The sequence below is a fragment of the Micromonospora sp. NPDC049366 genome (genome assembly GCF_044466625.1).
In the GTDB taxonomy this organism is placed as follows: domain Bacteria; phylum Actinomycetota; class Actinomycetes; order Mycobacteriales; family Micromonosporaceae; genus Micromonospora.
This window is the reverse complement of the sequence record NZ_JBITMV010000022.1, coordinates 26708-50755: the sequence shown is the minus strand read 5'-3', so window position 1 is coordinate 50755 and position 24048 is coordinate 26708. Positions and strand designations below refer to the sequence as shown.

Annotated in this window: 30 protein-coding genes and 38 tRNA genes; 45 read left to right on the top strand and 23 right to left on the bottom strand. The window is 70.0% G+C overall.

Annotation, left to right across the window (positions count from 1 at the left end; translation table 11 throughout):
• Window positions 1-25 precede the first annotated feature (25 nt).
• The 9 genes from ACIBTV_RS27070 (at window position 26) to ACIBTV_RS27030 (ending at window position 3767) form a co-directional block, all read left to right on the top strand.
• The gene (locus ACIBTV_RS27070) at window positions 26-1021 is read left to right on the top strand and encodes a hypothetical protein (protein ID WP_396709310.1); all 996 of its coding nucleotides are present in this window, start codon (window positions 26-28) and stop codon (window positions 1019-1021) included.
• On the top strand, window positions 1018-1596 hold the full coding sequence (locus ACIBTV_RS27065; protein WP_396709308.1) for a hypothetical protein: 579 nt from the start codon (window positions 1018-1020) through the stop codon (window positions 1594-1596). The genes ACIBTV_RS27070 and ACIBTV_RS27065 overlap by 4 nt, the downstream gene beginning before the upstream one ends.
• 119 nt (window positions 1597-1715) lie before the next feature.
• A complete protein-coding gene (dnaN, locus tag ACIBTV_RS27060; RefSeq protein ID WP_396709306.1) occupies window positions 1716-2846 on the top strand; it encodes a DNA polymerase III subunit beta in 1131 nt (376 codons plus the stop codon).
• A gap of 101 nt (window positions 2847-2947) precedes the next feature.
• Window positions 2948-3079, top strand: a complete 132-nt coding sequence (locus ACIBTV_RS27055; protein WP_396709304.1) for a hypothetical protein — start codon at window positions 2948-2950, stop codon at window positions 3077-3079.
• 71 nt (window positions 3080-3150) lie between these two features.
• A tRNA-Trp gene (locus tag ACIBTV_RS27050) sits at window positions 3151-3223 on the top strand.
• Between the two features lie 110 nt (window positions 3224-3333).
• A tRNA-Pro gene (locus tag ACIBTV_RS27045) sits at window positions 3334-3408 on the top strand.
• A 1-nt stretch (window position 3409) separates the two neighbouring features.
• Window positions 3410-3482: transfer RNA gene (locus tag ACIBTV_RS27040), tRNA-Ala, on the top strand.
• Between the two features lie 127 nt (window positions 3483-3609).
• Window positions 3610-3683: transfer RNA gene (locus ACIBTV_RS27035), tRNA-Glu, on the top strand.
• Between the two features lie 13 nt (window positions 3684-3696).
• Window positions 3697-3767, top strand: a tRNA-Gly gene (locus ACIBTV_RS27030).
• 64 nt (window positions 3768-3831) lie between these two features.
• Here the strand turns inward: ACIBTV_RS27030 and ACIBTV_RS27025 are convergent.
• Entirely contained in the window at window positions 3832-4245 is a 414-nt protein-coding gene (locus ACIBTV_RS27025) for an Lsr2 family protein (RefSeq protein WP_396709302.1), read from the bottom strand.
• Between the two features lie 114 nt (window positions 4246-4359).
• Between ACIBTV_RS27025 and ACIBTV_RS27020 the strand changes: the two genes are divergently transcribed.
• The 35 genes from ACIBTV_RS27020 to ACIBTV_RS26850 all read left to right on the top strand — a co-directional run bounded on the left by ACIBTV_RS27020 (window position 4360) and on the right by ACIBTV_RS26850 (window position 9809).
• A tRNA-Leu gene (locus ACIBTV_RS27020) sits at window positions 4360-4434 on the top strand.
• A 5-nt stretch (window positions 4435-4439) separates the two neighbouring features.
• Window positions 4440-4516: transfer RNA gene (locus ACIBTV_RS27015), tRNA-Thr, on the top strand.
• A 1-nt stretch (window position 4517) separates the two neighbouring features.
• Window positions 4518-4593 (top strand) — tRNA-Gly (locus tag ACIBTV_RS27010).
• A 54-nt stretch (window positions 4594-4647) separates the two neighbouring features.
• The gene (locus ACIBTV_RS27005) at window positions 4648-5091 is read left to right on the top strand and encodes an HNH endonuclease (protein ID WP_396709301.1); all 444 of its coding nucleotides are present in this window, start codon (window positions 4648-4650) and stop codon (window positions 5089-5091) included.
• An 82-nt stretch (window positions 5092-5173) separates the two neighbouring features.
• Window positions 5174-5248, top strand: a tRNA-Gln gene (locus ACIBTV_RS27000).
• 1 nt (window position 5249) lies between these two features.
• Window positions 5250-5329 (top strand) — tRNA-Leu (locus ACIBTV_RS26995).
• Window position 5330: 1 nt separating this feature from the next.
• Window positions 5331-5407: transfer RNA gene (locus ACIBTV_RS26990), tRNA-Thr, on the top strand.
• A 120-nt stretch (window positions 5408-5527) separates the two neighbouring features.
• Window positions 5528-5599, top strand: a tRNA-Thr gene (locus ACIBTV_RS26985).
• A 7-nt stretch (window positions 5600-5606) separates the two neighbouring features.
• Window positions 5607-5748, top strand: a tRNA-OTHER gene (locus ACIBTV_RS26980).
• A 6-nt stretch (window positions 5749-5754) separates the two neighbouring features.
• Window positions 5755-5833, top strand: a tRNA-Leu gene (locus ACIBTV_RS26975).
• A 182-nt stretch (window positions 5834-6015) separates the two neighbouring features.
• Window positions 6016-6087, top strand: a tRNA-Ala gene (locus ACIBTV_RS26970).
• 1 nt (window position 6088) lies between these two features.
• A tRNA-Asp gene (locus ACIBTV_RS26965) sits at window positions 6089-6163 on the top strand.
• Between the two features lies 1 nt (window position 6164).
• Window positions 6165-6254: transfer RNA gene (locus ACIBTV_RS26960), tRNA-Ser, on the top strand.
• A gap of 1 nt (window position 6255) precedes the next feature.
• A tRNA-Ile gene (locus ACIBTV_RS26955) sits at window positions 6256-6331 on the top strand.
• 5 nt (window positions 6332-6336) lie between these two features.
• A tRNA-Arg gene (locus ACIBTV_RS26950) sits at window positions 6337-6410 on the top strand.
• 112 nt (window positions 6411-6522) lie between these two features.
• Window positions 6523-6596 (top strand) — tRNA-Pro (locus ACIBTV_RS26945).
• A 44-nt stretch (window positions 6597-6640) separates the two neighbouring features.
• The gene (locus ACIBTV_RS26940) at window positions 6641-7387 is read left to right on the top strand and encodes a hypothetical protein (RefSeq protein ID WP_396709299.1); all 747 of its coding nucleotides are present in this window, start codon (window positions 6641-6643) and stop codon (window positions 7385-7387) included.
• Between the two features lie 411 nt (window positions 7388-7798).
• A tRNA-Ser gene (locus ACIBTV_RS26935) sits at window positions 7799-7874 on the top strand.
• A gap of 1 nt (window position 7875) precedes the next feature.
• Window positions 7876-7952 (top strand) — tRNA-Pro (locus ACIBTV_RS26930).
• Window position 7953: 1 nt separating this feature from the next.
• Window positions 7954-8044: transfer RNA gene (locus tag ACIBTV_RS26925), tRNA-Ser, on the top strand.
• A gap of 1 nt (window position 8045) precedes the next feature.
• A tRNA-Lys gene (locus ACIBTV_RS26920) sits at window positions 8046-8120 on the top strand.
• Between the two features lies 1 nt (window position 8121).
• Window positions 8122-8197: transfer RNA gene (locus ACIBTV_RS26915), tRNA-Lys, on the top strand.
• Window position 8198: 1 nt separating this feature from the next.
• A tRNA-Arg gene (locus ACIBTV_RS26910) sits at window positions 8199-8273 on the top strand.
• 3 nt (window positions 8274-8276) lie between these two features.
• A tRNA-Arg gene (locus ACIBTV_RS26905) sits at window positions 8277-8350 on the top strand.
• A 9-nt stretch (window positions 8351-8359) separates the two neighbouring features.
• Window positions 8360-8431: transfer RNA gene (locus ACIBTV_RS26900), tRNA-Lys, on the top strand.
• A gap of 2 nt (window positions 8432-8433) precedes the next feature.
• Window positions 8434-8511: transfer RNA gene (locus ACIBTV_RS26895), tRNA-Met, on the top strand.
• A gap of 63 nt (window positions 8512-8574) precedes the next feature.
• A tRNA-Val gene (locus ACIBTV_RS26890) sits at window positions 8575-8647 on the top strand.
• A gap of 6 nt (window positions 8648-8653) precedes the next feature.
• A tRNA-Glu gene (locus ACIBTV_RS26885) sits at window positions 8654-8727 on the top strand.
• 1 nt (window position 8728) lies between these two features.
• Window positions 8729-8799 (top strand) — tRNA-Asn (locus tag ACIBTV_RS26880).
• Window positions 8800-8804: 5 nt separating this feature from the next.
• A tRNA-OTHER gene (locus tag ACIBTV_RS26875) sits at window positions 8805-8889 on the top strand.
• A 41-nt stretch (window positions 8890-8930) separates the two neighbouring features.
• Window positions 8931-9398 (top strand): macro domain-containing protein, encoded by a 468-nt coding sequence (locus tag ACIBTV_RS26870; RefSeq protein ID WP_396709297.1) that lies wholly within the window; start codon window positions 8931-8933, stop codon window positions 9396-9398.
• Between the two features lie 5 nt (window positions 9399-9403).
• A tRNA-Val gene (locus ACIBTV_RS26865) sits at window positions 9404-9475 on the top strand.
• 20 nt (window positions 9476-9495) lie between these two features.
• Window positions 9496-9569 (top strand) — tRNA-His (locus ACIBTV_RS26860).
• 1 nt (window position 9570) lies between these two features.
• Window positions 9571-9655 (top strand) — tRNA-Tyr (locus tag ACIBTV_RS26855).
• An 81-nt stretch (window positions 9656-9736) separates the two neighbouring features.
• Window positions 9737-9809 (top strand) — tRNA-Arg (locus ACIBTV_RS26850).
• A gap of 3 nt (window positions 9810-9812) precedes the next feature.
• Here ACIBTV_RS26850 and ACIBTV_RS26845 read toward each other — a convergent pair.
• A complete protein-coding gene (locus tag ACIBTV_RS26845) occupies window positions 9813-10103 on the bottom strand; it encodes a hypothetical protein (protein ID WP_396709295.1) in 291 nt (96 codons plus the stop codon).
• 30 nt (window positions 10104-10133) lie between these two features.
• Between ACIBTV_RS26845 and ACIBTV_RS26840 the strand changes: the two genes are divergently transcribed.
• Window positions 10134-10207: transfer RNA gene (locus tag ACIBTV_RS26840), tRNA-Cys, on the top strand.
• A gap of 176 nt (window positions 10208-10383) precedes the next feature.
• On the opposite strand, the gene ACIBTV_RS26835 is transcribed toward ACIBTV_RS26840, so the two are convergent.
• From ACIBTV_RS26835 to ACIBTV_RS26735, 21 genes are all read right to left on the bottom strand, one after another.
• Entirely contained in the window at window positions 10384-11289 is a 906-nt protein-coding gene (locus ACIBTV_RS26835) for a JmjC domain-containing protein (RefSeq protein WP_396709293.1), read from the bottom strand.
• A 20-nt stretch (window positions 11290-11309) separates the two neighbouring features.
• On the bottom strand, window positions 11310-11762 hold the full coding sequence (locus ACIBTV_RS26830; protein ID WP_396709291.1) for a hypothetical protein: 453 nt from the start codon (window positions 11760-11762) through the stop codon (window positions 11310-11312).
• A 55-nt stretch (window positions 11763-11817) separates the two neighbouring features.
• Window positions 11818-12057, bottom strand: a complete 240-nt coding sequence (locus ACIBTV_RS26825; protein WP_396709289.1) for a DUF397 domain-containing protein — start codon at window positions 12055-12057, stop codon at window positions 11818-11820.
• Window positions 12058-12534: 477 nt separating this feature from the next.
• Complete coding sequence (locus ACIBTV_RS26820; RefSeq protein ID WP_396709287.1) at window positions 12535-13182, bottom strand: exonuclease domain-containing protein; 648 nt, start codon at window positions 13180-13182, stop codon at window positions 12535-12537.
• A gap of 16 nt (window positions 13183-13198) precedes the next feature.
• A complete protein-coding gene (locus ACIBTV_RS26815; protein WP_396709285.1) occupies window positions 13199-14443 on the bottom strand; it encodes a hypothetical protein in 1245 nt (414 codons plus the stop codon).
• Window positions 14443-14958 (bottom strand): nucleoside-diphosphate kinase, encoded by a 516-nt coding sequence (locus ACIBTV_RS26810; protein ID WP_396709283.1) that lies wholly within the window; start codon window positions 14956-14958, stop codon window positions 14443-14445. Before ACIBTV_RS26810 ends, ACIBTV_RS26815 begins: the two co-directional genes overlap by 1 nt.
• Entirely contained in the window at window positions 14958-15983 is a 1026-nt protein-coding gene (locus ACIBTV_RS26805) for a thymidylate synthase (protein WP_396709281.1), read from the bottom strand. The genes ACIBTV_RS26810 and ACIBTV_RS26805 overlap by 1 nt, the downstream gene beginning before the upstream one ends.
• Before the next feature lie 10 nt (window positions 15984-15993).
• Window positions 15994-17028, bottom strand: coding sequence for a hypothetical protein (locus ACIBTV_RS26800; protein ID WP_396709279.1), 1035 nt, complete (start codon window positions 17026-17028; stop codon window positions 15994-15996).
• Window positions 17028-17240, bottom strand: a complete 213-nt coding sequence (locus ACIBTV_RS26795) for a hypothetical protein (RefSeq protein ID WP_396709277.1) — start codon at window positions 17238-17240, stop codon at window positions 17028-17030. The genes ACIBTV_RS26800 and ACIBTV_RS26795 overlap by 1 nt, the downstream gene beginning before the upstream one ends.
• Window positions 17241-17667: 427 nt before the next feature.
• Window positions 17668-17883 (bottom strand): DUF397 domain-containing protein, encoded by a 216-nt coding sequence (locus ACIBTV_RS26790; RefSeq protein WP_396709275.1) that lies wholly within the window; start codon window positions 17881-17883, stop codon window positions 17668-17670.
• A gap of 17 nt (window positions 17884-17900) precedes the next feature.
• Window positions 17901-18782 carry a helix-turn-helix domain-containing protein gene (locus tag ACIBTV_RS26785; protein WP_396709273.1) on the bottom strand — a complete coding sequence of 294 codons (882 nt, stop codon included), beginning with the start codon at window positions 18780-18782 and terminating at the stop codon, window positions 17901-17903.
• Window positions 18783-19005: 223 nt separating this feature from the next.
• Entirely contained in the window at window positions 19006-19368 is a 363-nt protein-coding gene (locus ACIBTV_RS26780) for a hypothetical protein (protein ID WP_396709271.1), read from the bottom strand.
• Window positions 19369-19434: 66 nt separating this feature from the next.
• Window positions 19435-19818 carry a hypothetical protein gene (locus tag ACIBTV_RS26775; RefSeq protein ID WP_396709270.1) on the bottom strand — a complete coding sequence of 128 codons (384 nt, stop codon included), beginning with the start codon at window positions 19816-19818 and terminating at the stop codon, window positions 19435-19437.
• Between the two features lie 2 nt (window positions 19819-19820).
• Window positions 19821-19961, bottom strand: coding sequence for a hypothetical protein (locus ACIBTV_RS26770; protein WP_396709268.1), 141 nt, complete (start codon window positions 19959-19961; stop codon window positions 19821-19823).
• 92 nt (window positions 19962-20053) lie between these two features.
• Window positions 20054-20365 (bottom strand): hypothetical protein, encoded by a 312-nt coding sequence (locus ACIBTV_RS26765; RefSeq protein WP_396709266.1) that lies wholly within the window; start codon window positions 20363-20365, stop codon window positions 20054-20056.
• Window positions 20362-20580 (bottom strand): hypothetical protein, encoded by a 219-nt coding sequence (locus tag ACIBTV_RS26760; protein ID WP_396709264.1) that lies wholly within the window; start codon window positions 20578-20580, stop codon window positions 20362-20364. Before ACIBTV_RS26760 ends, ACIBTV_RS26765 begins: the two co-directional genes overlap by 4 nt.
• Window positions 20581-20919, bottom strand: a complete 339-nt coding sequence (locus ACIBTV_RS26755; protein WP_396709262.1) for a hypothetical protein — start codon at window positions 20917-20919, stop codon at window positions 20581-20583.
• Between the two features lie 275 nt (window positions 20920-21194).
• Window positions 21195-21797, bottom strand: a complete 603-nt coding sequence (locus ACIBTV_RS26750; protein WP_396709260.1) for a hypothetical protein — start codon at window positions 21795-21797, stop codon at window positions 21195-21197.
• Window positions 21798-22073: 276 nt separating this feature from the next.
• Complete coding sequence (locus ACIBTV_RS26745; protein WP_396709258.1) at window positions 22074-22544, bottom strand: hypothetical protein; 471 nt, start codon at window positions 22542-22544, stop codon at window positions 22074-22076.
• Window positions 22545-22650: 106 nt separating this feature from the next.
• Window positions 22651-23244 (bottom strand): hypothetical protein, encoded by a 594-nt coding sequence (locus ACIBTV_RS26740; protein ID WP_396709256.1) that lies wholly within the window; start codon window positions 23242-23244, stop codon window positions 22651-22653.
• 65 nt (window positions 23245-23309) lie between these two features.
• The gene (locus ACIBTV_RS26735; protein WP_396709255.1) at window positions 23310-24011 is read right to left on the bottom strand and encodes a hypothetical protein; all 702 of its coding nucleotides are present in this window, start codon (window positions 24009-24011) and stop codon (window positions 23310-23312) included.
• Window positions 24012-24048 lie beyond the last annotated feature (37 nt).

Genomic DNA, 24048 nt, shown 5'->3' with positions numbered 1-24048 from the left:
CCGACTCGTACGAGAGGACGAGGGCGTGAGCCGTCTCTACTTCCACTCTCCATCTGGCGAGGCAGAGCTGCCCGGCAGCGAGTTTGCGTGGCTGGAGCACCTGGCCCGCGGCCCCGCCATTGCCGCTTGGGACTTCGAGCATACCGACGTCGTGGACCGGATCGCGCGCATCCTCGCGATGGTGCCGGAGGTTCCGGACGGCGAGCATGGCTCCAACTACCTGCACACCGGGCTGCGCGCGGCGCAGGCCGAGGAACGCGCCAACAAGGCGGCGTACGGTGCCTGGCGGCCCGGCCAGCCGCTGCTCGGGTTGGCTGTCAGCAACGAACACCGTCGCTTGCTGGTCCGATCCCTGCGTACCCGCCTGAACGTCGACGGGGTCGATTTGCACGTAGCCGGGGTGAAGCTGCATTCCCGCAACGTCGAGCTCAACACCGCCATCGCCGCCGGCTCAGACCCGATCCGGCTGGCCGCGAAGCTCGCCGGGTGGGGTCCGGGGCACGTCTGGGTGGAAGGCCGGCACCGGTCGTGGCTGGCGAGCGTCATCGAGGAGGGTCTCGCCGGCGGCATGTTCCGTCGGCGGTTCCGCCGGGGCGACAAGCCCGACGGCGAGTTGTTGACGGCGGGCTGGGAGCAGGTGGTGGAGTTTCTGCGCGCCCGCGACGACGAGCCGATCGTCACGGCGCACTCCGTTTACGAGGACTTTCCCAACCCGACGACGCACCTGGATTGGCCGGGCCGGCAGATGCAGTCGTGGGACGACTGCAGCGAGGCTGAGCAGCGGGCCATCACCGACTGGCAGGAACGCTGGTACGACAACGAGGACTCCACCGCGCGGTGGGAGGCTGGGATGGCATGGCTTCGCGAGCGGAGGCCATGGGCGCGGCTCGCCTTGGACACCCTCGCTGACGTGACCTTCCATCACCCGGTGACCGTGTACGACCTGTTCGCCCCGGACCGGGACGAGAGGGTACGCACCGCCGCTGGGCTCGAAACCAGCCCGGCCGGCCGAACGTCGTGACCACCGACGTCCTCGCGATCGTCGGCAGCACCTGGTTCTCCGACCGGACTGCGCTGGCCGTTGCCCGGTCGGAGATCCTCGGCGTGTTCGAGCGACGCCGGCCTGACGTGGTCGTCTCCGGCGGTGCTGAGGGCATCGACACTCTCGGCGTCGCGCTCGCTCGTGCGCGGGGCATCGTCGTGCGTGAGCACAAACCCCAGGTCCGGCGGTGGGACGGGCCCGGTGGCTTCGAGGAGCGGAACCTGCTGATTGCGCGGGACTGCGGCCGGATCCTGCGCATCGCGTGCCGTTGGTCGCCGACCTTCGGCTCCGGATGGACCTACCAGAAGGCGACGGAGTTCGGCGCCCGGGGCTGGGACCTGGTGCTCCCCCGAACCGTGGCGGCCGGGACCATCTGGGCGCCGCTGGGACGGGCCACCCTCGGGGCGATCGTGCGTGACGGGATCGTGGTCGACGTGCCGCCATACGCGAAGCGACTCGGGTGGAAGGGCCGGCACGTTGACGGGCTGATGCGGGAGCTACGGAAGAAGCGTGTCCGGGCAGTGTGGCTCCCGGATGGAGCAGAGGCGGCCTGACGCAGGCCCCAGCAACAGCATCCACATGCCCGATCCACGCGCAGGTAGACCAATGCCGCATCGAGACGTAACGTGCTCCATGCAACAACGCATTACATGCCCACCGACACGGAGGAACCGTGAAGTTCAAGGTCAACCCCAAGGACCTGGGTGACGCTGTCGCCTGGACCGCGAAGAGCCTGCCCGCCCGACCGGCGATTCCCGTGCTCGCCGGCCTGATGCTGCGTGTCGACGGCGGCCGGCTGACCCTGTCCGCGTTCGACTACGAGGCATCCAACGAGGTCGCGCTGGAGGTCGACGGCGCGAGTGACGGCGCCGCACTGGTCTCGGGCCGGCTGCTCAGCGAGATCGTCAAGGCACTGCCGGCGAAAACCGTCGAGATCGCCTCCGCAGGCGCGCACCTGGAGTTGGTGTGCGGCAGCGCCCGGTTCAGCCTGCCGACGATGCCGGCCGAGGACTATCCACAACTGCCCGCGATGCCGCCGAGCTCCGGAACCGTCGCCGCCGCCGAGTTCGCCACCGCGGTCGCCCAGGTCGCCATCGCCGCTGGCCGCGACGACACCCTCCCCCTGCTCACGGGCATCCGCATCGAGGTCGCGGGGGACGTCCTCACGATGCTCGGCACCGACCGGTACCGGCTCGCGCTGCGCGAGATGCGTTGGACCCCGGCGGACCCGGACGCCAGCCTCAACCTGCTCGTGCCCGCCAAGAACCTGCACGACAGCGCGAAGAGCCTCGGCCCGGTCGGCGGGGACGTCCATCTCGCCCTCACCGGCTCCGGTAACGGTGAGGGCATGGTCGGCCTCGTCGCCGGTACAAGGCGCACCACCAGCCGGCTGCTCGACGGCGCCAACTACCCGCCCGTGCGGAGTTTGTTCCCGTCCAGCTTCAAGGCGGAGGCTCGCGTCAACGTGGCCGCCCTGACCGAGGTCGTCAAGCGAATCGCGCTGGTCGCCGAGCGGGCCACGCCCGTGCTGCTCGACTTCACTGCCGACACCCTGATCGTCTCCGCGGGCGGCCCGGAGGAGGCGCGCGGCAGCGAGGCCATGGATGCGACGTTCACCGGCGAGCCGCTCACCGCCGCGTTCAACCCGCAGTACCTGCTCGACGGACTCTCTCAGCTCGGCGCCCCGACCGCCGCGTTCTGGTTCGTCGACGCGAACAAGCCGGCTGTCATCGAGCCGGCAGACGGGGGCGGCAACGTCCTGCCCGGCTACCGGTACCTGATCATGCCCATCCGCATCCGCTGACCCCGACCGCGCGCGGGTGACGTGAAAACGGTGTTGCCCCGTCGCGCTTCCCGCGCTTACCGTTGAGTTGCAAGGTCAACCACCCGAACAGGGAGCCCGAGATGTTGTGCAGCGCCGGTAGCGAGTCGAAGCGGTACATGCCGCTCGACGGTGCTGTGCTGCCCTCGTTCGGGCGTGTCGTCGACGCGCACGCGATCGAGTGGAACACGCAGCTGGGCAGGTGGCGCGACTAGCGCTCGCAGACGCGAAAGCCGCCACCCAGCCAACGGGTAGGCGGCTTTTCTGCTACCTGGGACAACTCCATATGGGCGTAGCTCAACTGGTAGAGCGCCGGTCTCCAAAACCGAAGGTTGCAGGTTCGAGTCCTGTCGCCCATGCTCCGACCCCGACTTCGGCCGGCGGTCACGCGATTTCTCAACTCCACAGTGGATGGCATGCAAGACCCCGGCCGGCGGCGCACCCGCGTCGCCGGCCGGGGGCAACACCTCTGGGCCGAGGGAGACGGCAACCCGCCTGCCTTGGGAGCAGGAGACACGGGGTTCGACTCCCCGGGCCCAGACCATGGGGATGTAGCTCAGATGGGAGAGCGCCGCCTCGGCAGGGCGGAGGCCGCGGGTTCGAGTCCCGTCTTCTCCACACGCACGTCCACCGAGCTCGGATGGCAGAGCGTCCGGTTGAAGCCCGGAAGGATCCCGGTTCGACCCCGGGGGTGGACACGTTGGCGGGTTCGCGGGCGCGCGACCGCGATCCCCGCCAGCTCCATGGGCCGTTGGAGCAATCTGGCAGCTCGCTGCGTTCTCAGCGCAGAGGTTACGGGTTCGAGCCCCGTACGGCCTACTCAGCACCACCTGTGGCGGTAGCTCAATGGCAGAGCGACTCGCTTCCACCGAGACGACCGGGGTTCGATTCCCCGTCGCCGCTCAAACGGGCGGGCCGGCAGCGGGAGCCAAGTCCCCGTCCTGCCGGCCCGGTCGGAGATCCTGCTTCAACTGGCGAACGGCATCGGCACCGGCGGGTGCACACGCTTCCCGCCGTGCTCCTGGTACGCGGACATCACCACTTCCGGGATGCGGCCCTTCGTGTTGTGCTTCGGCAGGTTCGCGGTCTTCTGGTTCTCGGCCCACCAGTTGCGGATGTCCCGCTTCTGCGTCGGATCGATCTTCGCTGGCTGGCGCGGCGGGGCCTGAATCCGTGAGCCGGTCACCCTGCTGGGAACCTTGCGTGCCGCGCGGATGAACGGCGCGAGCGCTTCCTGCAGCGCCTGGCGGCTGTCCTTGCCGAGGTCGATCTCGTACGCGGCGCCGTCGACACTGAACGGCACCGTCGGCGAACCGGGCCCGTCCGTGATCTTGCTGCCGGTGAGGTCGTCAATCCACTCGACGATCTGCTTCTGCGCCATTCTGCCCCCAGGGGTGTAACGAGTTGTACGCGGATCACGTTGCAGTACCTACCGCAACTTAACCCCTGCCGAGTGGATCATCAAGGGCGGGGGTTGTTGACCCGCTCATTCCCTACCCCGGTAGCCCAACTGGTAGCAGGCGTCCGATTCAAGCTCGGATCAGTGCGGGTTCGAATCCCGCTCGGGGTACCTGTGCCGCCGTAGCTCAGCTTGGCAGAGCGTCTCCTTGGTACGGAGAAGGTCCGGGGTTCGATTCCCCGCGGTGGCTCCATGCGGTTGTAGCTCAGCTGGTAGAGCGCGACGTTGCCAACGTCGAGGTCCCGGGTTCGAGTCCCGGTAGCCGCTCCATTGACAGATCATCTGTCAATCTCACCACCGGCCACGAGACGGAAGGAGGACCCGGTGGACGCCGTTCTCGTTCTGAACGCCGACCTGGGACCGCTGCACCGGGTCCCGATCAAACACGCGATCCGCATGCTGCTCCGGCAGGTCGCCGAGATCCACGAGGCCGAGCCGGACCGGCTGATCGGCGTGTTCCCGATGCCGAAGGTGCTGCGCCTGGTCCGCTACGTCGTCACCCGGTGGCGGTACACCAACGGGCCGGCCTGGTCGAAGTCCGGCGTGCTGCGCCGCGACGACCGCCGCTGCGGCTACTGCCTCGGCGTGGCCACGACTGTCGACCACATCGTTCCCCGTGCCCGTGGCGGCCGGAACACCTGGCAGAACACGATCAGCGCGTGCTACTCGTGCAACCAGCGTAAGGCGGACCTGACGCTCGCCGAGGCGGGCATGCAGCTGCTGCTGCAGCCGTCGGTCCCCACCTGGTTGGGCACGATGCAGCGCTGATCCCCGGCCGGCGCGCCGGTCCCCGTGCTGACCGACGGGGCGAACGGCTGTGCTCGCGACAGCCACCGGCCGCCGGCCCCATTCCCGGATCGTCTAATCGGCAGGACACGACGCTCTGGACGTCGAGGCTGAGGTTCGAATCCTTGTCCGGGAGCCACGCCCTCGTGGCCCAATTCTGGTAGAGGCGCCAGGTCGAGGTCCTGGTCACGTGCACGTTCGAATCGTGTCGAGGGCACCACGCCGACGTAGCTCAGCTGGCCAGAGCGTCCGCCTTGTAAGCGGAGGGCCGCCGGTTCGACTCCGGCCGTCGGCCCCAACTCCGATGGGCCCCTCGCGGATCGGGACGCCGTGCTCCGAAGGCAGGGACAGCGCCCCTGACGGTGATCCGCCGGCGAACGGCGGCGCCGCCCCGGCACGCGAGGGACCCACCGGCCACGCCAGCGCAGCACGACCGGCCGTGCACTCGCCTCGTAAGCGAGAGGATCCGGTTCGAGTCCGGACGTTGGCTCTCGATGGTCGCCGTAGCTCAACTGGCAGAGCAGGTCCGGCTCACTGGCCAGGTTCGCGGCCCGCGCGGTGACGCCGGGCGTGCACACCCGGTCGCCGCCCGGCCCGTGATGTGTCGAGACCGGTGCGGGTTCAAGTCCCGTCGGCGGCCACCTTGCCCGACTAGCCCAACTTCGGCAGAGGCGCTCCGTTCAGGGCGGAGAGGTTCGGGGTTCGAATCCCCGGTCGGGTACCAACGGGCCGGCCGCGGCCCAGCAGAGCACCGTCCGGCGGGACGGCCGCCGAGGCGAAACGCGGAACCCGGCAACGGCGCGCGGACGCGGCGCGGCGACCGGGACGCTCGAAGGCGGGGTGGGCCCGCCGCCCTGGGGACAACCAACCTGGGGAGACGTCGGTTCGACTCCGGCCGCGCACCTTGGGTCGAGTGCTGGTGCACAGCGTCGCTTTGCAAGCCTCGCGTGCGGGGTTCGACTCCCCGTCGATCCACCATGCTCCGTTAGCTCAGTGGGAGAGCATCCGCCTGTCGAGCGGAGGGCCGCCGGTTCGATCCCGGCACGGGGCGCCATGGGGAGGTGGCCGAGTCTGGTCGATGGCAGCGCGTTGCTAGCGCGTAGCGGGTCACACCGCCGGGGGTTCGAATCCCTCCTTCCCCGCCATGCCGTCGTGGCCAAGTCTGGTGAAGGCACCCGGCTGATAACCGGGAGATGCGGTGGTTCAACTCCACCCGGCGGCACGCATGCCCCCGTAGCGCAGATGGATAGCGCGCGACGCTACGAACGTCGAGGTCGCAGGTTCGAGTCCTGCCGAGGGCACTGGGAGAACGTGAAGAGCGGTAGCCACGCCGACCACCTACCGGGCATGCCCCTGGCCCGGCGCGTTCACCCACCAACCGAGGTGCCGTAAACGGCGCTCTCGACACAACTTCGGGGCGTAGCGCAGCAGGTCAGCGCGCTGCACTGGGGGTGCAGAGGCCGCCGGTTCGAATCCGGCCGCTCCGACTCGCCATACGCTGCCCGCACGCTGACACGGAGAGGAACACCCGGTGGCATCCCCCACGAAGCTCCACCAGATCAACGCGCTCGTGAAGGGCGCAAAGCCGCAGGCCGAGCGCGCGATCACCGACGCGTACCACCTGGTGCAGAAGGGCCAGCCCCTTTCCGGCATCCACCGCAGGTACGCGCCGTTCTCCGACGACGAGCGGGACCAGCTCCCGGAGGAGTCGACCCGGGTCCAGATCAACGTTGCCCGCGTCGTCGAAGACGCCGCCGGCGCGCTGGGCCGGCTGTTCGACCTGCAGCTCACGCAGGACGCCAGCAACGCGGTCGCCAAGGCCGACGTCATCGTCGACGGCCAGACCCTGATCGAGGCCGCGCCGGTGACGTACCTGCTGTTCCTGGAGAAGCAGCTCACGCACTGGCGGTCCTTCGTCGACAAGCTGCCGACGCTGGACCCGGCCGAGGAATGGACGCTGGACCCGGAGCGCGGATGCTTCCGGTCGGCGCCGGCCCGGACGCAGAAGATGAAGAAGGTCATGCGCAACCACGTCCTCGCGGAGGCCACCGACCGCCACCCGGCGCAGGTGCAGCCGTACTCCGAGGACGTTCCAATCGGCACCTGGACCACGACGAAGCTGTCCGGCGCCATGCCGGCCGAGCGGGTCAAGCAGCTGCGGCAGCGCGTCGACCAGCTGATCGAGGCGGTCAAGGTCGCCCGCGAGCAGGCCAACGCCGCCGCCGCGGTCGAGCGGGAGGCCGGCCAGGCCGTGTTCGGCTACCTGCTCGCCGGGTAGCCCCAAGGACACCCCCACGGAGCGGGGGTAGCGCGTAAAGCGCACGAGGTTGAGACGCAGTCTCAGGCTCATCACGCTGAAGGTTCCAGTGGAGGTTCAACCCCTCCCCCCGGCTCTCCATGCCGGGGTAGCCCAACCGGAAGAGGCAGACCCGAAGCGACCAGGCTGAAGCTATCGCTCCAGGCTCAGCAACCCACCCAACGCCAGATCGACCGACCACCACCAACCGTTACCGAGATGCCGGTTCGAGTCCGGCCCGCCGCTCCAAACCATGCGGCGGTAGCTCAATGGCAGAGCGCGGAAACCTCAGGCTCGGGGTGGCCTTAAACGTGCTGGCGGGCCAGGTGAACAACTGTGTGTGTCGTAAACACATCGAGGGGCCCCGGTAAGGGCATAGCCGGGGCCCCGCCACGGGACGTAGCGCAGGTGGCAGCGCGCCGGCCGGACCCGGCCGGAGGCACAGGTTCAACTCCTGTCGTCCTGACCAACGGGCTGTAGCGCAGCTTGGCAGCGCGCTCGCTTCGGGAGCGAGAGGTCGTCGGTTCAAATCCGGCCAGCCCGACCATGGAGGAGCCAGCCGAGGGCAGGCGTCGGCCGCCGTTTCGAAAACGGTCGCGGGGCAACCCGGTGCACGTTCGATCCGTGTCTCCTCCGCCAAGCCTCCGTAGCTCAGAGGAAGAGCAGCCGGCTCTTAACCGGCGGGTCGGGATGTCGGAATTCCCCGGGGGCACCATGCGCCGGTAGCTCAGAGGCCAGAGCTGCGGACTCTTACTCCGTAGGTCGCGGGTTCGACTCCCGCCCGGCGTACCACGCGGCACGTGCGCTGGACGCGCTTCCCGGCGTGCGAAGCCGGGTGTGCCAGGTTCGATTGCTGGGTGTCGCACCACCTGCCCCGCTAGCTCAGGCGGATAGAGCGGTCGCCTCCTAAGCGACAGGCCGCTGGTTCGAATCCAGCGCGGGGCGCAGCACGATGCCGCCGGCGCCTGATGGCCGGGCTCCTGGCTTTTACCCAGGACTGCGGGGGTTCGATTCCCTTCGGCGGCACTAGCGGAGTGGAGCAGCTCGGAGTGCTCGCTGGGCTCATAACCCAGAGGCCGCTGGTTCAAATCCAGCCTCCGCCACCACGGCCGGTCCCGCCGCGTAGAGCGTCGGGCGCAAGCGCGGCACCCCCCGCGGCCGGCCAGCACGTCCCGGTAGTTCAGATGGCAGAACGCCGCCTCGACACGGCGGAGGCCGGAGGTTCAAGCCCTCCCCGGGACACACCCACGCGCGTTCGGTTATGGGTAGGCCCTCGCCCTTTCAAGGCGGTGAAGCGGGTTCGAGCCCCGCACGCGCGACCATTCCGGTGTCGTTCAACGGCAGGACAGGCGGCTGTTAACCGCCCGATCGAGGTTCGAGTCCTCGCACCGGAGCCCATGGAGGGGCCAGCGGTCATGGACGCGACGTTGGAAGCGTCGCAGGGGGCGAGAGCCTCCTCGTGGGTTCGAATCCCACCCCTTCCGCGCTCAGTACAGCCAGAAGTCGGCACGATCGAGGGGCGAGCATGGTCCAGCAGGCGAGCCAGGTCCGGGACGTGACGGGCGACCTGTTCGCCGCGGACGTCGACGCCTTGGTTAACCCGGTCAACTGCGTCGGCGTGATGGGCAAAGGCCTGGCGCTGCAGTTCAAGCAGCGGTTCCCGGCCAGCTACGCCGTCTACCGCCACGCCTGCGGTCAGGGCGAGATGGCCCCCGGGAGGGTGCAAGTGGTCCTCGCGCGCAAGGGCCGCCACCGCTACGTGATCAACTTCCCGACGAAGCGGCACTGGCGTGAGCCCTCGCGGCTGGAGGATGTCGAGGCCGGCCTGCAGGACCTGGCCGACAAGGTGCGTGGATTGCGTATCGGCTCGATCGCCGTGCCGGCGCTCGGGTGCGGACTCGGTGGACTGGAGTGGAGCATCGTGCGCCCGAGGATTGAGCAGGTCCTCGGCGCTACTCGGGCCCGAGTGCTGATCTACGGCCCGCGCTCCTAGTGCATGCCCGTGTAGCTCAGAGGGAGAGCGGCGCTTTCACACAGCGCAGGTCAGGGGTTCGAAACCCTTCGCGGGCACTGGCCTTCGGGCCGAGGTTGTGGCTGTAGCTCAATGGCAGAGCACCGGGTTGTGGCCCCGGAGGTGCCGGGTCAGTACCGGCCAGTCACCCCAGATGGGTGCGCCACCGACGGAGAGGTGGGGCGGCCTGTAAAGCCGTTGCGTTCAACGCTCAGGGGGTTCGATTCCCTCCACCCGTACGCCGCCGGCCGGATGGCCCGGGGAGGCAGTGTTCTCCAGCCTTCCTCCATCCCCCAGGCCGGCAGGTTTCCAACCTACTTGCCCTCGTAGCGCAGCGGATAGCGCACCACGTTCCGGACGTGGGGGCCGCTGGTTCGAATCCAGCCGGGGGCGCGTCTACGGCCGGCCCATGATCGGCTTGAGGTCGACGACGGGCCGCGGCGGCAGGACCTGCAACGTCGCCCACGGGTCGCCAACACCGCCCTGCCGACACGACATGATCAGGTCCCATTGCACGTGCTGCCCGCTCAGCGGCTCCTGCGGGCTGATGCTGAGGTGACCAGTCCACGTGAGGACGACCGGGCCCTGCTCGTCGTCGAGCTCGATCCGCAGCTCCTGGAGACCGTCGTCGCGGCGGGTCAACCGCAGGTCCCTCACCGGCACGCCCGGGTTGAAAGGTGATCCCATTGCTCGCACGCTAACACCGCTGCGAGCGGTGGCCCGACATCGTCCCGGGTGGGGCGCCCCGCCTGCAAAGCGGGTGATCGCGGGTTCGACTCCCGGTCGGGTCTCGATGCCATCCACTGCGGGGTGCAACGCAGGCGGACGTGGGTCCAGCTGCTGCTCATAACGGCGGCCTGCCCGGTTCGACACCGGGGCTTGCGACAGTGGAAGGCCCCGCCGAGGGGACGGGTGGGCTGCCGAGGTTCCGGGCGCCCAGCGACGTGGGCGCCCGGAACCGCGGCAGTCACACCGTGGCGTGGCTTGTCTCGTGCTCGGCGGCGTGGCGCACCGGCCGCGCCAGCCCGTCCGGGTCCAGCCTGCCCAGGTAGTCGATCAGGAGTCGCCGGACCTCGTCGATCGTCTTCGGCATCTGGGCGAGGTCGAGGTTCGCCGGTGGGATGACGGCGCGGAACGCGAGGTCGTTGAGCGCGCTGCCGACCAGTCGCTCCGCGACCCACAGCGGGGTGCGCTCCTTCAGCACGAAGGTCAGGTGCACGCTCGTCTCGGTGGCCGACCGCGAGTGCGGGTTGTGCACCCAGCCGCGCGGCAGGACGAGAACGTCGCCGGCGGCCAGCTCGACCGTCTGGTCCGGGCCAGCGTTGCGCCACTCGTCGACCCACGAGTCCTGCCACAGGTTGGTGGACATGGAGTGATCACGGTACGGGGCGTCGACCTTCGGCTCGTGCAGCTCCCAGGTCTTCGTGCCCGCCAGCTGCACGACGATCCCCAGGTACTGGTCCCAGTGGTAGTCCAGGCCCTGGGTGCCGGGCGGGGTGAGGAACGCGGTGACGTAGCACGAGTAGCCGGTCTCCACCTGGATGCCCTGGCAGATGGCGCTCAGCGGCGGCCACCACCGGTTCAGCTCCCGCAACTGGATGGTGCAGCCCTCGTTGAGCAGAAGCTCGACGGACGACGGTGCCACCCGGTCGGCGACGGTGAAGCGGGCCGGGTGCAGCCCTTCGCCCTTGTGGAAGATGTTGACGTAGTCGGCCGGCGCGCAGCCGGCGTCGAGGAACGCGCGGATCGTCTGCGCGCTGACCATCCGCCCGATCGGACTGTCGTCCGGCAGCGTCAGCGTGTAGGGACGGTCGGGCCATGCGGTGAGAACGGTGGTCGCGTCGTCGCGTCCGAGGAGCAGTTCGAGGGACATGGGATCTCCCAGCATCGAGGTCAGTTCGGTGGGAGGGGACACGGCGTCCGGGCGTGGTGGCGGTGCGGGCAGCAGATCACGGCGAACACGGCGACCCGGTTGGCGCCGACGCTCTGGGTGTAGTGCCACACCGCGTCGGCGCCGCCTTCCAGCCCCGCACGGGTGTGCGCCAGGCGGGCCGCCAGGTCCACGTAGCTGAGCCTCTCGTCGGGCGGCTGCCGATCGTAGGTACCAGCCAGCCAGTCCAACGCGCCCTGCACGTCGGTCCAGGTCAGCTCCGGCTTCGTCTGGCCACGGCGCAACAGGTAGTGGCCGTTCTCCAGCGGCGGCGTTGACCCGGTGATGAATGCGCTCGTCTGCGCGTCGGCAGGGGTCGGCCCCGGCCGGCGCTCGTGATCGTGATCACGCCCGAAGGTCTGGTGCGGGCCCGTCCACGGACCGTACCCGTGCCAGTGCAGCGCCCCGGTCGTCATGGTTACCCCCTTGAAGGCGGGCTGGCCGCGCCGCAGCACGGCCAGCCCAAGCGGATCAGATCTTGCCGTTGGTGAACTCGTCGACGAAGTTGGCGAGCTCGCCGCGGCTGAACACCAGCCGCGGCGAGTCGGCGCCCAGCTTCGAGTCACCGATGACGATGGCGTCCGGGTTGTCCGGGTGGATCCCGGCCGCGACGCAGCTCTCCATCGTGTTGGTGATGCCGCCGCCGCAGAGCTTGCGCAGGTTCACGCTGCGGATGTCAGCCTCGTACAGGTTGTCGTCCTGCTGGGGCATGCGAGGATCTCCTCTCAGGAGTACCGCTGTGCGGGGATTCGGTCCCCGCGCCGGTGGTGCACCTACACCCCGGCCTGGTCGTCTGCTTTCGACGGGAGGCGATCAGGCCGGGCGTCTCGGGGCGAGTCCGCCGATCAGGCACTTCGTATCGGTCTCGACTCGCCGGATGAATCCGCGTTCAGGGCCAGCAGGGGATCCCGCATCTGTTGCCGTGGCGGAATCCGGTCTCGCTGGTGCCGGTCGTCGTGGACGCCCGTACGGGCCAGTGATGGCCGGCTCGCCAGCGACGTCCCGGACCTTCGTCACCGTGCCTGTGGGCACCGTGCCGACGGTCACGGTGTCAGCATGGCATCGTGTCCTTCAATGTCACAAGGGACGCGCCCAGATTTGCTTCCCGGGGCGCAGAGTTGGCGCGAACCCGGCCCCTACCTGCGGATACCGGCCCGCTCCGCGTGGAAGTTGCAACCCCGGCAGGGGTTAGAACAGCGCCGGCTGCGGCTCTGCTTCGACCGGCTGCGCCAGCCGCATCGGGACCTCCGCCTCCGCCAGCAGAAGGGCGAGGGGCGGCGCGGTGCGCCACCGGCGTCGGATAAGCGCGGGCAACAGCAGCGCCGCCGCGGCGGCATCCCAGAGCGCCCTGTGCGGCTGGCCGGCCGGGTCTGCGGCGTGGACGGTGGCCGTGAGTCCGAGATCGTCGACCAGGGCGGTGAGACTGCGCCGTGGGGCACCCAACGCCCGGGCGAGACGGAGCGTGTCGATGAGGCCCGCCGGCGTGATGCCGGGCACGCGTCGGTGAAGGAGCCGCCAGTCAACGCCGACGTTGTGGCCCACGAGGTAGCGCCCGTTGATCCGCTCCGCCAGCGGCCGAGTGACGTCATCGAGCAACGGGGCGCGGCGCAGAACGCTATGCGTCAGGCCGGGCGACACCCACGGGCGCCGGCCGACGGGTCGCTGCGGGTTGACGAGGGTGCTGTAGCTGGCGGGCATGTGCGGCAGCCCGGCCACCATCGGGACGGCCGCGATCTCCAGGATCGCCTCTTCGTCGCGGTCCTGGGCGCCGGTGCCTTCCAGGTCGACCGCGACGAAGGGTGCGCTTGTCCACGGGTTGCTCAAGCTGCCGCTCATGCTCGTCCTCCGCAGGTCAGTCGTCTTCATACTGCGCGCTGTGCGCGAACGACGCCCGCACCGCCGCGAAATTCTTCGCCTGCTGCGGATCTACCTCGTGGCCGAGGAGCTGCCTACCGTGGGCGTGCAGGAAGTGGGGCTGGTCCAGCTCCCAGATCTGGTGGCGCATAGCGTGCTGCACGGCGTACCGACGCTGCTCGCCCAGGCCGTGGGTCCAGACGTGCCCCGGCTCAACGAGGACCTGGCTCTCGTAGCCGAGATCCTGCAGGACCTGCCGCACGTCCTGCTCGGTGGGCTCGCGGTAGTCGGCGATGCACAGGTCCTTTTGCTGCTGCGGGCAGATGCCGCAGATCTCGTTGACGCCCCAGTGCCCGTTGTAGTCAGGCACTCCGTGGGCGTACGCCACGCCGCAGCTGGTCTTGCGGAATAGCGGGGTCTTGATGCCGGAGGCCCGCCAGGCACTGACGATGAGCTCGTCGATCTCGGCGGGCATGGTCTTGCGGCGGGCGTAGTCGTCCCCGTACGGCACCTCCACCCCGAGCGAGCGCAGGTACTCGGCGTTCTCCGGCTTGTGGTAGTAGCCGGTGAAGACGATCGCGTCGACGTCGCCGCCGACCTCCAGGACGTGGTCGATGGTCTCGGGCGTGGTGTTCCAGCCGGGGACGATCGGCCGCCAGTACAGCACCACGCCGGTGCGGCGACTGTTCGCTGCCGCGGTGTAAATCGAGTTGATGGTCATCGCGGTTTTCGCGATCGGCTCGACCCGGTCGTCCTGGATGCCCGAGTAGGTGAACAGCAGCGTCACCTTCAGGTGCTTCAGGTCCTCCAGCGCCGCCATGTCCAGCGCGCTGACCTTGAACCGGGTGATGACCAGGACGTGGTTGGTGTACTCCCGCTCGTCGAGGGCCCGCAGCACCTGGAACAGGTGCGGCTTGACCCCGGGCAGGAACGGGTCGGTGGCCTTGTTGAACAGCTGGATCGGGGTGATGTGCGGGCGGAACGCCTCGTGGCTGATCAGCCCGTCGATCGCCCGTTCGGTCGGGACGAGCAGGTGCGGCCTCTTCACCTCGAAGTTGCCCCAGAAGTGGCGGACGCAGTACCCGCAGTCCAGGGGGCAGCCGATGATGTGGTTCAGCGACAGCCCCGACTTGCGGTAGCCCACCCACTGCGCCATGTACGGGTCGAGGGTGGCCTGCTTCTCGGCGGGCAGCAGCGTCAGGTGGCGGGGGCCGCCGGCGAGGTCGGTGGGTACGAGGGTCATCAGGCGACTCCTTCGGAGGGCTCACGCAGCAGGTCCGCGTGCTCGGGTCCGTACCAGATGCCGAAGTCACGCTCGACGACGCCGATGTCGTCGGACGTGTGGATCAAGTTGTCGACGAGCCGGCCCTCGGCGACCGCCTTGTCCAGGGTGTCCCTGGCGTACCGGCCACGGACGGTGGTGGGGGCCGCGCTGGCCGGGTCGGTGACGCCGACGATGCGCCGAAGCCGGGGCGCCGCGTCCTTGCCGTAGCCGAGCGCGATGCAGACGCGGTTGCCGATGAAGATGCGCCGCAGTTCGGCGGGTACGTCCCGGCCGAGCTGCTCGGACAGCGGGAGCATGTCGTCGTAGTGGGCGAAGATCTGGTCTTCGGTGGGGATGACGATGCGCCGGTCGACGATGGTGACGATCTGACCGCACCAGCGCAGGACCTCGTTGGTCAGACCGCGTCGCAGGCAGTCAGGTTTGAGCAGGATGACCGTCCAGCGCGACCAGTCGACCGTGCCCGGCGTGCCCATCACTGCCTCCGGGTGGACGCGAACGGCGGAACGCGGCCGGGCCACCGTTGGGCGGCGAGCCACCAGTGCCCCGGGTGCAGTTGGGCGACCGCTTCGGCCGTCACGGACTTCCCGGGCTGGTGCACGATCTGCCGGTACATCTCGAACAGCGCGAGGACGCGCCGCCAGTACGGGGCGACGGGCACCTCCGCGAGCTTGGCCGGCGTTAGGCGGTCGTGGTCGGAGCGCAGTAGTTGCTCCCAGCGGGCGACTTCGCGGATGTCGTCCCAGCTCGTAGCCGGCATCGGTTCGACGTGGAAGTGGCGGCGGGGTACCGGCTGGGCGGCCTCGTCGAGGATCGCGTGGACCTTCTCGACGTCGAGCTTGTTGATGTGCATGGACCCGACGTGGTGGCTGTAGCTACCCACGGGCACGCCGAGTCGGCCGGCGGTGAACTCCTGGATGAAGGTGAAGGCGAAGGTGTCGCCGAGCAGCCCGACGACGGCGTCGTTTCCACGCATGTACGCCGACAGGTGCAGGTGCCCGCCCCGTAGCAGGAACTGCAGTCCGAGGGTGCACGCGACGTCGGGGTTGGCGGCGTCGGCGAGTTCGTCCGGGCGCATGATCGTCATGGCGGCCCGCTTGGTGTCCGGGTCGTCACGCAGTAGCTGCTCGACACGGTCGAATTGGCTGCGGCCATCCGGGCGGGTGGGGCGGAACAAGCGTGGCCCGTACGCGGTGCCGGTCAACCGCATCCCGTCGGCGGACAGCTTGTGCAGCGTCGGCGCGTAGTAGCCGATCATGTCAACGTCGTCCCTGCCGGTCAGGTACCACAGGGCCTCCGCGTGGTTGAACACGATGTTCGCCTTGCGGCTGGCCAGGTAGGGAGTCCGGTCTGTGGGGTTGGTGATGGTGAAGCTGGTGTTGATCACCTCCAACGCGTCCTTGCCGCGGCCGGCGGTGTCGAACCTGTGCCGGTTGGCGACCTCGCCGAGCACGGCCAGGTACGCCTGCTCGAAGGTGGTGAACGTTGGGCCGAAGACCATGGGCGTCTCCCTACTCGGCGGTGAGGTCGGACATGACCTCCTGGAGGACGGCTGCCTGGCGGGACAGCCGCATCGGCTGCAGGTACTGCAGAGCGCGCCACAGGTGGCCGGCGTGCTCCAACGTTCCGGCGATGCGCCGAAGGTGCTCGACGCGCTCGACGACGTCGCGGCCGTCGACGACGATCAGGTCTTGCGGCACGAAGTGATGCCCGTCGACGACGTCGGCGGGCATCAGCGGGAGGCACCCGGCCAGCAGCGCCTCGAACAGCCGTTGAGTGATGTGACCGGCCGTGGCGTACCGGGTCGGTAGCAGCATCACCGTGGCCAGGGCCTGACGGTGGATCGTGTCCACCTCCGGGAACGGGCAGCGGCCGGTGAAGTTGACGTGCGGCCACTGCTCGACGCGGGTCCACTTCCCCGCGACACGGTGAGGGAGGTGTGCGGCGGCGTCGGCGAAGTACCGGTCGAACGCCTCATCGCGGTCGTACTGGTTGCCGACGTACGCGAGCGGCATCGGGCGGTGCAGCTTGGCCAGCGCGTAGGCGTCGGCCTTGTCGAGCAACCGGTCCGGCACCGGGCAGAGCAGGGTGGTGGCCCCGGGAGTGGACCTCGTCGCGAACTCGCATACGCGAACGTTGGGTAGCCGCCGCAGCGGATCGTCGGCGCGGAGTTGCCGGTCCAGGTCCCAGATCACGGTCGGCGCACCGGCCAGCGTGTACCGCTCGATCAGCTCGGTCTGCCGGTGCAGGTCGCAGTGGTGCCCGGGCGAGCCGCACGAGGTGGTGTTGCGGCCGGGTAGCTGCCACCGCCACTCGAACATCACCACGTCGAGATCCGGCAGCCCGTCGTTGAAGTCGAAGTCTGAGCGCAGGTCGAGGCCCGCCTCAACAAGGTCTCGGTTGGTCTGCAGCAGGGTGACCCGATGGCCGGCGGCCTTCAGTTCTTCGAGCAGGGGACGGCGGTACGACCGGGCCCCGTCGGGGGTGTCCGTCACGCCGGGGCCGAGGAAGCCCCAACAGCTGTAGCCGATGCGCAGCCGCCGCATCACTGCCGCCCGCCGGGTACGCGGTACAGGCAGCGCTGCCCGAGCGTCATGAGCGGCTCGACGGTCGGAAGCGGGCGGGTGCGCTGCGCCCAGGCCGGCAGCGGCCGGGGCGGGCGCACTCGGCCGCGGCGGAACTCCTCGCGGTCCAACTCCTCCGACTGTCGGCGCGCCGTGGGCCGGCGCCGCCACCACCCTCGGCCGGGGATCCGCATGTCTTCTCCCTCGTCGGTGTGTGCCAGCGCGGCGGCGGGGACCCTCCCTGTTCACCCGCCGCCGCACGGCGTCGGAGGGGCGCGGGCCGATCTGCCACGGGGGAAGCTGACCGGCCCGCGCCCTGTTGCCGGGCGTGGCGTCGCGGCCCTGGATCGGGCCTCGGGTTCGCGTCAGCGCCACGCCCTGTCTGGACTTGTTGCGCCTGGTGCGAGGGGGCCACCGGTCGGGACGGCGCGGGCCGCCCCGACCGGTGGGTCTGCCACCGTCACCGTGTCCTCTGACACCGTGCCGGTGAACACGGTGTCAGCATGCCACTGCGTCTATCAATGTCACAAGGGGCACGCCGGGATTCACTCGAAGTGACCGGCGCAAGGAAAAGGGGCCGGTGCCCGAAGGCACCGACCCCCTGCGCTCCAGGGTGGAACGTCAGCCCAGCTTGCCGTCCCTGACCGTGCTCAGGAACGCGCCCCAGGCGTCGCGGTTGAAGGTGAGGACCGCGCCGGCCGCGCCGGCCTTCGAGTCGCACACCCCGACGACACCGGGGACAGCGGCGACCATCACGCAGTTGGAGCCGCCGTCGCTGCGAGTGGACTTCCGCCAACGCCCCACGAAACGGGGGTCGGCGTAGTTGTCGAATGGCATGGTGGTGACCTCCTGGGTCAGGCTTCGGCGGCCAACTCGTCGGCCGCCTTCTGGATGAGTGCCGCGCTCTCCTCAACGGACAGCGCGCCAGCGCGCAGCTCGTCGAACATCTGCGCATAGTCCGCCGTGTCCTTCGGCGCGGTGTACACCAGGTCGGTGCCCACCGTGTCGACGGCGACCAGCGTCAGGTCGCCCGGATCGGCGTACTGGTACACGGCGAAGGGATTGCGGGGAACCCATCCGTCTGCCAGCCGGGCGTCAACCGGCAGGATCCGGACCCGCACCTTCGCCGATTCGGTGGCGAGCTGGTGCAGGTGCAGCAACTGCTCGCGCATCACCTCTGGCGGCACGGGTCGCCGCCAGATGGCCTGTGGTTCGAGGACAACCTCGTAGGTGCCGGTGACGTCCTCGCGGAACATCTCCTCCTGGCGCCGCAGCCGGCCCTGAACCGTGGCTTCCAGATCAAGGTCGGCGCCCTTGTCGATCGCGACCTGCGCCCGGTGCCGTGCGTACGCTTCGATCTGCAGCAGCCCCGGCAGCATGCTGGTCTGGTACTCCCGGACGGTCGCCCCGCACTCCAGGTCGGCGGTCTTGGCCTGACGTTCGCCCATGCTCGCGTAACGCTTGCCGTTCCACCAGCCCTGTTCCGTGCCCGTGCGGGCGACGTCGAGTAATACCCGATGCTCCTCAGGCTCAACACCCAGCGCGTCGAGCAGATAGAGAATGGTGTCGAGGCTCGTCCGGCGCTCGCCGGCCTCAACCTTCGACACCACCGTCCGGTCCAGGCCGGCGCGCCTGGCCAACTCGGCAGCGCTGGTCTCACCCCGAAGTCTGCGTATCTCGGCACCCAACCGCATACGGCGCGCGAGCGGGCTTACGGCAGCGAGGGATCTGGCCACGACGCGTCAACACCTCCCAACGTCGGCACGGTGTCAGGTTGACACACCCCGACGTGCCGAGCGTACGCGCCGCGCCCCGGGATCGGTATTCACCACTGAGGGCTGCCGCATTCGCGCCCGTCGGCGATAGGCTGGAGCGGACCTGGCGCGGGACAGGTCAGGCTCTGGATGAGCGCCTGGTGAGGGGCTCCGGACGCGTCACCGGAGCCCCTTCACTTCCTTCTCACCACCAGTCCCAGCTGGCACCGTGCCGGTGCTGCAGGGTCGGTGGTTCCGTGTCAGGCTCGCCGCCGGCCCGGTGCTCGGCGCGGGCCCTATCGCATGCCACCCTCGCGGCCGGGCGGTCGCGGCCGTACCAGCGGTGGTGCACGAACCACCTCGGCGGGCGCGGCACCGGGCGCCGCTTGTCCTGCGGCTCCCAGTAGCACTGCCAGCCGCGGTAGGCCCGCCAGTTCCAGTGCTGCGGCTTCCAGCGGGTGGTCTCCAGCCGGCAGCTCGGCTTGCGGCCGGCGTTGCAGGCGATGGTGTGCTGTGCCGTCCACTCCCCGGTGACCCACCAGGGCTTGTCCTTGTCGGTGCGAGACAACTCTGACCCCTCTCGGGGCCGCGCGGTGCGGCCCCTAACGGGGGTGCAGGTCGTCGAGTCGCCACGTCATCGCGACCGCCGGGCGATCCGGGTGCGCGCCTTCACCGCCGGGGCCCGACGGTCGGCGCGGCGCCGGCGCAGCAGCGTCTTGGCGTCGGCGAGGGTGGTCGGCCGGGGCCCGGGCCCGGCGCAGCCGCAGCTGTCGAACAGCGGCCCATCCGCGCGATACCTTCCGTCGACGGCACGGCGGCCGGCAGCCACGAGCAGCGCGAGCTTGCGCCACTGCCGCCCGTCCGCCCGGCGCGGCGCGTGGAAGTCACGGCCAAGGTCCACCATCGGCTCCCGGCAGTCGGGGCAGCGCGGCGCGGCGCCGGGCGGATGTTTCGCTGTGCGCCGGTCGGCCAGGCAGGCGAAGTGCGTCTTGTAGCGCGCGAACGCATAGCGGCACACCCTCAGCCCTCCCGATGGTCGAGTACCACGGACGCGCCCGTCACCATCGGTGCCAGCCGCCTCCGCGTCGCGCCGTCCATGAACGTCTCCACGGCGGGCTGACCCAGGATCGCGGCCGTCTCGTACGCCAGCTCTGCGCTCACACCCCAACGACGCGAGGAAAAGCTCCCGTCCTCGTGTTCGACCAGGTGGATGAGTACGTGCTTGTCCGCGCTTCCCCTCGCATCCCGCCCTTTCATGCCGCCTCGCCCGTCTCGTCGGACGGGATGTCTCGAGGACCGGGGATCCAGTAGCCGACGAACTCGGTTTCGATGTAGGTGTGGCAGTGGCAGCCGAGGCACACCAGGTACACCCGTCCCGCCCGGGTGTTGGGCTGACGAATCAGGACTCGCCCTCCGGGGTCGAGCAGCTGAGACTCGAACACGAACGAAACGGCCTGCCATGGGTGAGGCTTCCCGTCGTCGCACAGTTCGGCGTTGCCGCCGCTGTTGGTCAGCCGGTCGGCCCTGCTCATGCGGTGCGCCGGGGGAACGGCCGTGTCGCTCACTCCTGCTCCTTGGGCTTGCCCTGCTCGCCGCGGATGCTCTGGCCGAACACGGCGACGTAGGTCGCCGCTGCCATCGCCCGGGCCTCGTCCGGGGTGTAGCCCTGGCCGAGGAAGTAGGCACGCTGTCCGGCGAGCCACTCGTGCATCGGCGTGACGAGCTCGGCCAGCAGCAGCATGCTCAGCCGCAGTTCGCGGGTGGCGTTGTGCTCTGCCATCTACCAGGCCTTTCGTCGGATCGGGGGCGTGTCCAAGTCATCTTGGCCGCCTCGGTGCATGGCGAGGAGCTGCCGGCGGGCGGACCGCCAGCGAACGCGTTCCTGGCGGCGAGCCAGCTTCCGGTGTATCTGTCCCGTGCAGAGCCGGCAGCCGCAGAGGTTCGGGGCCGCGGCGGAGGGCTGCCGGCAGCAGCGGGTCCGCGTCCAGCCGGGCGAGGCGAGAAACACGGCGAGGTCGCAGGGCCCGTGCTCGTGGTGGTGGAAGTCGACGAACCAGTGCCGCAGCAGCGGGTCGTGTTGCTGGACCCAGGCCGGGCGGTGGATGTCGGTGCGGGACATGTGACGACCTGTCCTTCGGCCGCCCGCGCACGGTGCGCGGGACTAACGCCTGTCGGCCACGTCGATCACCTCCTGCTGTGGTGGATGCCGATACGCGCGGTGGAGTCGGGGGCGTGCCCATCTCCCGGCGTAGCAAGGGAGCGCCCGTCAGGCCGTGGTCATCACGGGCCGGACCGTACGCGGGCGCAGGCCAGCGGGCAAAAAGGTTGTGGTGCCGAACGCGAAGGAGCCGGCCACCCCCTCGCGGGGTGGCCGGCTCCGTGGCGAGCGGTTGGCTACTTCACCGTCCACTGCGGCGGCACGGGCACATCCTCAGGCCCGTACTCGACGTAGACGGGCCGTTGCTTGCCCGGGACGGGGAAGGTGATCCAGCCCTTGATGCATCGGCCCGGCGCGAGGGCCTTGTCGCCCCACGGGTACTCCGGCTCGGGGAACTGCTGGTAGCCAGTGCTGCTCGGCTCGATGTGCGAGCTGTCCTGGTAGACCAGGGACCACGGGTCGTTCGACACGGTCATGCCGGTCGGCGCGTCCTTCGTGGCGCATACCTCGACTTGCGCCGCGCCCCACACGAACCCGGGCTGATCGTCGGGCTTCGGCGCAGATCCCGCGACCGGCTGCTTGTACGCGTGCACCTTGGCGGTCACGTACCGGTCGGCCAGCGTGATGCCCTTGCCCATCGCCAGCGGCACCGACGCGTCGACCGTCGGGCTGGGGCTCGCCGACGGTGTGGGCGTGGGCGTCGGGCTCGGGGCCGCCGCCACGGGCGACGGGGCCACCGACGTCGCGGACGGGCTGGGCGTGGGGGCGGGGTCACCGCCGCAGGCGGCCAAGGCCAGCAGCGCGGTGGTGAGAGGGACAGCGAGGTGAATGCGGTTCACGGGGCTCTCCTGTATCCGGGTAGAGCGTCGATCGTGGTGGGCCGGGCGGTGCTGGTCAGCGGTGCTGTCGGGTAGCCGACGGGAGCGGGCGGCCTGCTGCCGCGAGCAGGTGCCGCCCGAACTCCAGGTGGACGCCCGTGACGGTAGTCCACGTGCCCGACGACCACTGGCCGCACGCGCATGCCCCCCAGCAGCCGTAACGGCTCGTGCTGGCCATGACCGGGTGGTGCTTGACCGGGTCGGTCGCGGCCTCGGCGGCGGTGCGACTCGTGACCGTCACCTGCCGCCCCGCCGGGTCGTGGTACCGCTGCCGGTCCTGGTGCTCTTTCCGGTGGTCTGCCGGCTGGGCGTTCTCTGCGTCTCGGACCGCGCCGGGCTCGGGGTCCGCGCCCCCGCCGCCGGGCTCGGCGCGGTCACGAGCGGCGGGCTCTTCCGCAACCCGGCCGGCCGCTTCCAGCCGGGCGGTGGCGTCGAGTGGCGGCCTGAGATCACCCACGGGTACAGCAGCCACGCGCCTCCGTTGTCGTAGTAGCCGCAGTCGTCGTCGCGTTCGTGCTGCTCCTCGACGGTGCACGGGTCGGTGGCGTCATCGTCCTCGTCGGCTGCTGGGATCAGCTCGCAGTCTTCCTGCTGCTCCGGCTCGCAGGTGGCCACGGCGGTGGGGCGGTCGTCGGTGGCGCAGGCGGTCGCGCCGGCGGTGACCACCGCGCCGAGTGCGAGCATGGTCAGAATCGTTCGGGGTTTCACGGTTCTCTCCCTGGTTTGGGCGGGGTCTGACCTGACGGTCATCACCACCCCCGGCACCGGGCCGTTCCGCCGGGGATGATGATGACGGCCCGTCACCTCGTGATCGTCACTCCTCGGTGCAAGGCTCGGTGGGCGGGTCAACGGACATGCCGATGTTGCCGCGCCACGCGTCGACCACCCGGGCCACGAGGAACGGCGGCTGCTTTGCGAGTTCGGCCAGCTGGGCGACCGCCGCGGCCCGCTTGCCGGCGTCGAGCAGGTACGCCACCTTCGGCGCGACCCGGCCGAGCGCGACCACCCGCCCGGCTGGGCTGGTCAGGTCCAGGTGCTGCGGAAGATGTTCGAGCAGCGAGTCGACGAACCCTGGGTCACTCGCGTACAGCGAAGCAACCGCCTCGTCGGACGGCAGTTCGTCCTTGCCGGACACGTAGTACGCGAACAGCTTCGCCAGCCGGGGGTCGGCGCCGAGGGTGCCGTGGTCGTCGACGACGTGCCACACGGCGCGCAGCGGGTGGTCCTGGTCGGGGTCGCCGCCCATCCGCAGCGTGTGGAAGATCGCGTCGCGGACGTCGGAGGTGTCGGCGCAGCAATGCAGTGGGTCGGTGGGTGAGCCGAGTCGTAGCGAGGCCCACTCGGCGGCGGTCAGCGGGCCGATCAGGTCGGCCTGGGTGGTGTCGGTGGTCGGGTTGGTCGTGGTCACGGGTGCCTCCGTCGACGGGTTGGGGCCGGTGCCCGGCGCGGCCAGCGCCGGGCACCGGGCCGGGTTCACAGGTGGGTTCGGGCGTTCTTACGGACCTTCGTTCCGGTGATCGCGCTCTTCAGCGTGTTGATGGCTCCCTCGGCGGCCTGGGCCCGCTGCTTCCAGTCGTCGCGCTGCTTCGTCGTCCGGCGCAGCTTCTCCTCCAGAACGGGGATCTGGAGGAGCCGGTCGACCAGGTCGGGGAGGGACAGATCCGCCAGCGGGTCCGGGGCGGCGGCCGGGGCCGGGCTGGTCGGCGCGGCAGCCGTCGTCGGGCGCTGTGGCGCAGCGGCGGGGCTGTTCTGTCGCGGCCGGGCGGGCGTCGGGTCAGGGGCGGACGCGGCCGGGGGCACGGTGGTCTGGGCGGGCCGGACCGTCGGCAGGGGCGGGGCCTCGAAGCGGACGGCCGGGGCGGGGCGCCGGCTACCGGCCTTCGGCGAGGCCTGCGCGACGCGGTGCGGCAGGCTGTCCTGGGCCGGTCCGGCGTTCTTCCCCTTGGCGGGCTTGGACGGCTTCGCGGCGCAGGTCCGCAGGTGCAGCAGCACCTGGAAGCGGTCCTTGTCGGTGAAGTCGTCGTGCTGGCAGCCGTAGGTCTCGGAGTGGTCCTCCAGCACGAGGTGCCGGACCTGCTGCCAGTAGACCTCGCTGTCATGGTTGTGGGCCCGCAGCGGGGATCGGGTGGCCCGGTCGGACACGACGCGGAGGCCGTTGACGCGCTTGGCAGTCACTGAGGGTGGTTCCTTTCGGGTTGTGCAGTTGGTGTGT

Excerpts from the sequence above, each read along its gene's own strand:
- ACIBTV_RS27055 (WP_396709304.1), top strand. The coding sequence starts at position 2,948 with ATGTTGTGCAGCGCCGGTAGCGAGTCGAAGCGGTACATGCCGCTCGAC.
- ACIBTV_RS27025 (WP_396709302.1), bottom strand. The coding sequence starts at position 4,245 with ATGGCGCAGAAGCAGATCGTCGAGTGGATTGACGACCTCACCGGCAGC.
- ACIBTV_RS26870 (WP_396709297.1), top strand. The coding sequence starts at position 8,931 with ATGGTCCAGCAGGCGAGCCAGGTCCGGGACGTGACGGGCGACCTGTTC.
- ACIBTV_RS26845 (WP_396709295.1), bottom strand. The coding sequence starts at position 10,103 with ATGGGATCACCTTTCAACCCGGGCGTGCCGGTGAGGGACCTGCGGTTG.
- ACIBTV_RS26835 (WP_396709293.1), bottom strand. The coding sequence starts at position 11,289 with ATGTCCCTCGAACTGCTCCTCGGACGCGACGACGCGACCACCGTTCTC.
- ACIBTV_RS26830 (WP_396709291.1), bottom strand. The coding sequence starts at position 11,762 with ATGACGACCGGGGCGCTGCACTGGCACGGGTACGGTCCGTGGACGGGC.
- ACIBTV_RS26825 (WP_396709289.1), bottom strand. The coding sequence starts at position 12,057 with ATGCCCCAGCAGGACGACAACCTGTACGAGGCTGACATCCGCAGCGTG.
- ACIBTV_RS26820 (WP_396709287.1), bottom strand. The coding sequence starts at position 13,182 with ATGAGCGGCAGCTTGAGCAACCCGTGGACAAGCGCACCCTTCGTCGCG.
- ACIBTV_RS26815 (WP_396709285.1), bottom strand. The coding sequence starts at position 14,443 with ATGACCCTCGTACCCACCGACCTCGCCGGCGGCCCCCGCCACCTGACG.
- ACIBTV_RS26810 (WP_396709283.1), bottom strand. The coding sequence starts at position 14,958 with ATGGGCACGCCGGGCACGGTCGACTGGTCGCGCTGGACGGTCATCCTG.
- ACIBTV_RS26805 (WP_396709281.1), bottom strand. The coding sequence starts at position 15,983 with ATGGTCTTCGGCCCAACGTTCACCACCTTCGAGCAGGCGTACCTGGCC.
- ACIBTV_RS26800 (WP_396709279.1), bottom strand. The coding sequence starts at position 17,028 with ATGCGGCGGCTGCGCATCGGCTACAGCTGTTGGGGCTTCCTCGGCCCC.
- ACIBTV_RS26795 (WP_396709277.1), bottom strand. The coding sequence starts at position 17,240 with ATGCGGATCCCCGGCCGAGGGTGGTGGCGGCGCCGGCCCACGGCGCGC.
- ACIBTV_RS26790 (WP_396709275.1), bottom strand. The coding sequence starts at position 17,883 with ATGCCATTCGACAACTACGCCGACCCCCGTTTCGTGGGGCGTTGGCGG.
- ACIBTV_RS26760 (WP_396709264.1), bottom strand. The coding sequence starts at position 20,580 with ATGGCAGAGCACAACGCCACCCGCGAACTGCGGCTGAGCATGCTGCTG.
- ACIBTV_RS26755 (WP_396709262.1), bottom strand. The coding sequence starts at position 20,919 with ATGTCCCGCACCGACATCCACCGCCCGGCCTGGGTCCAGCAACACGAC.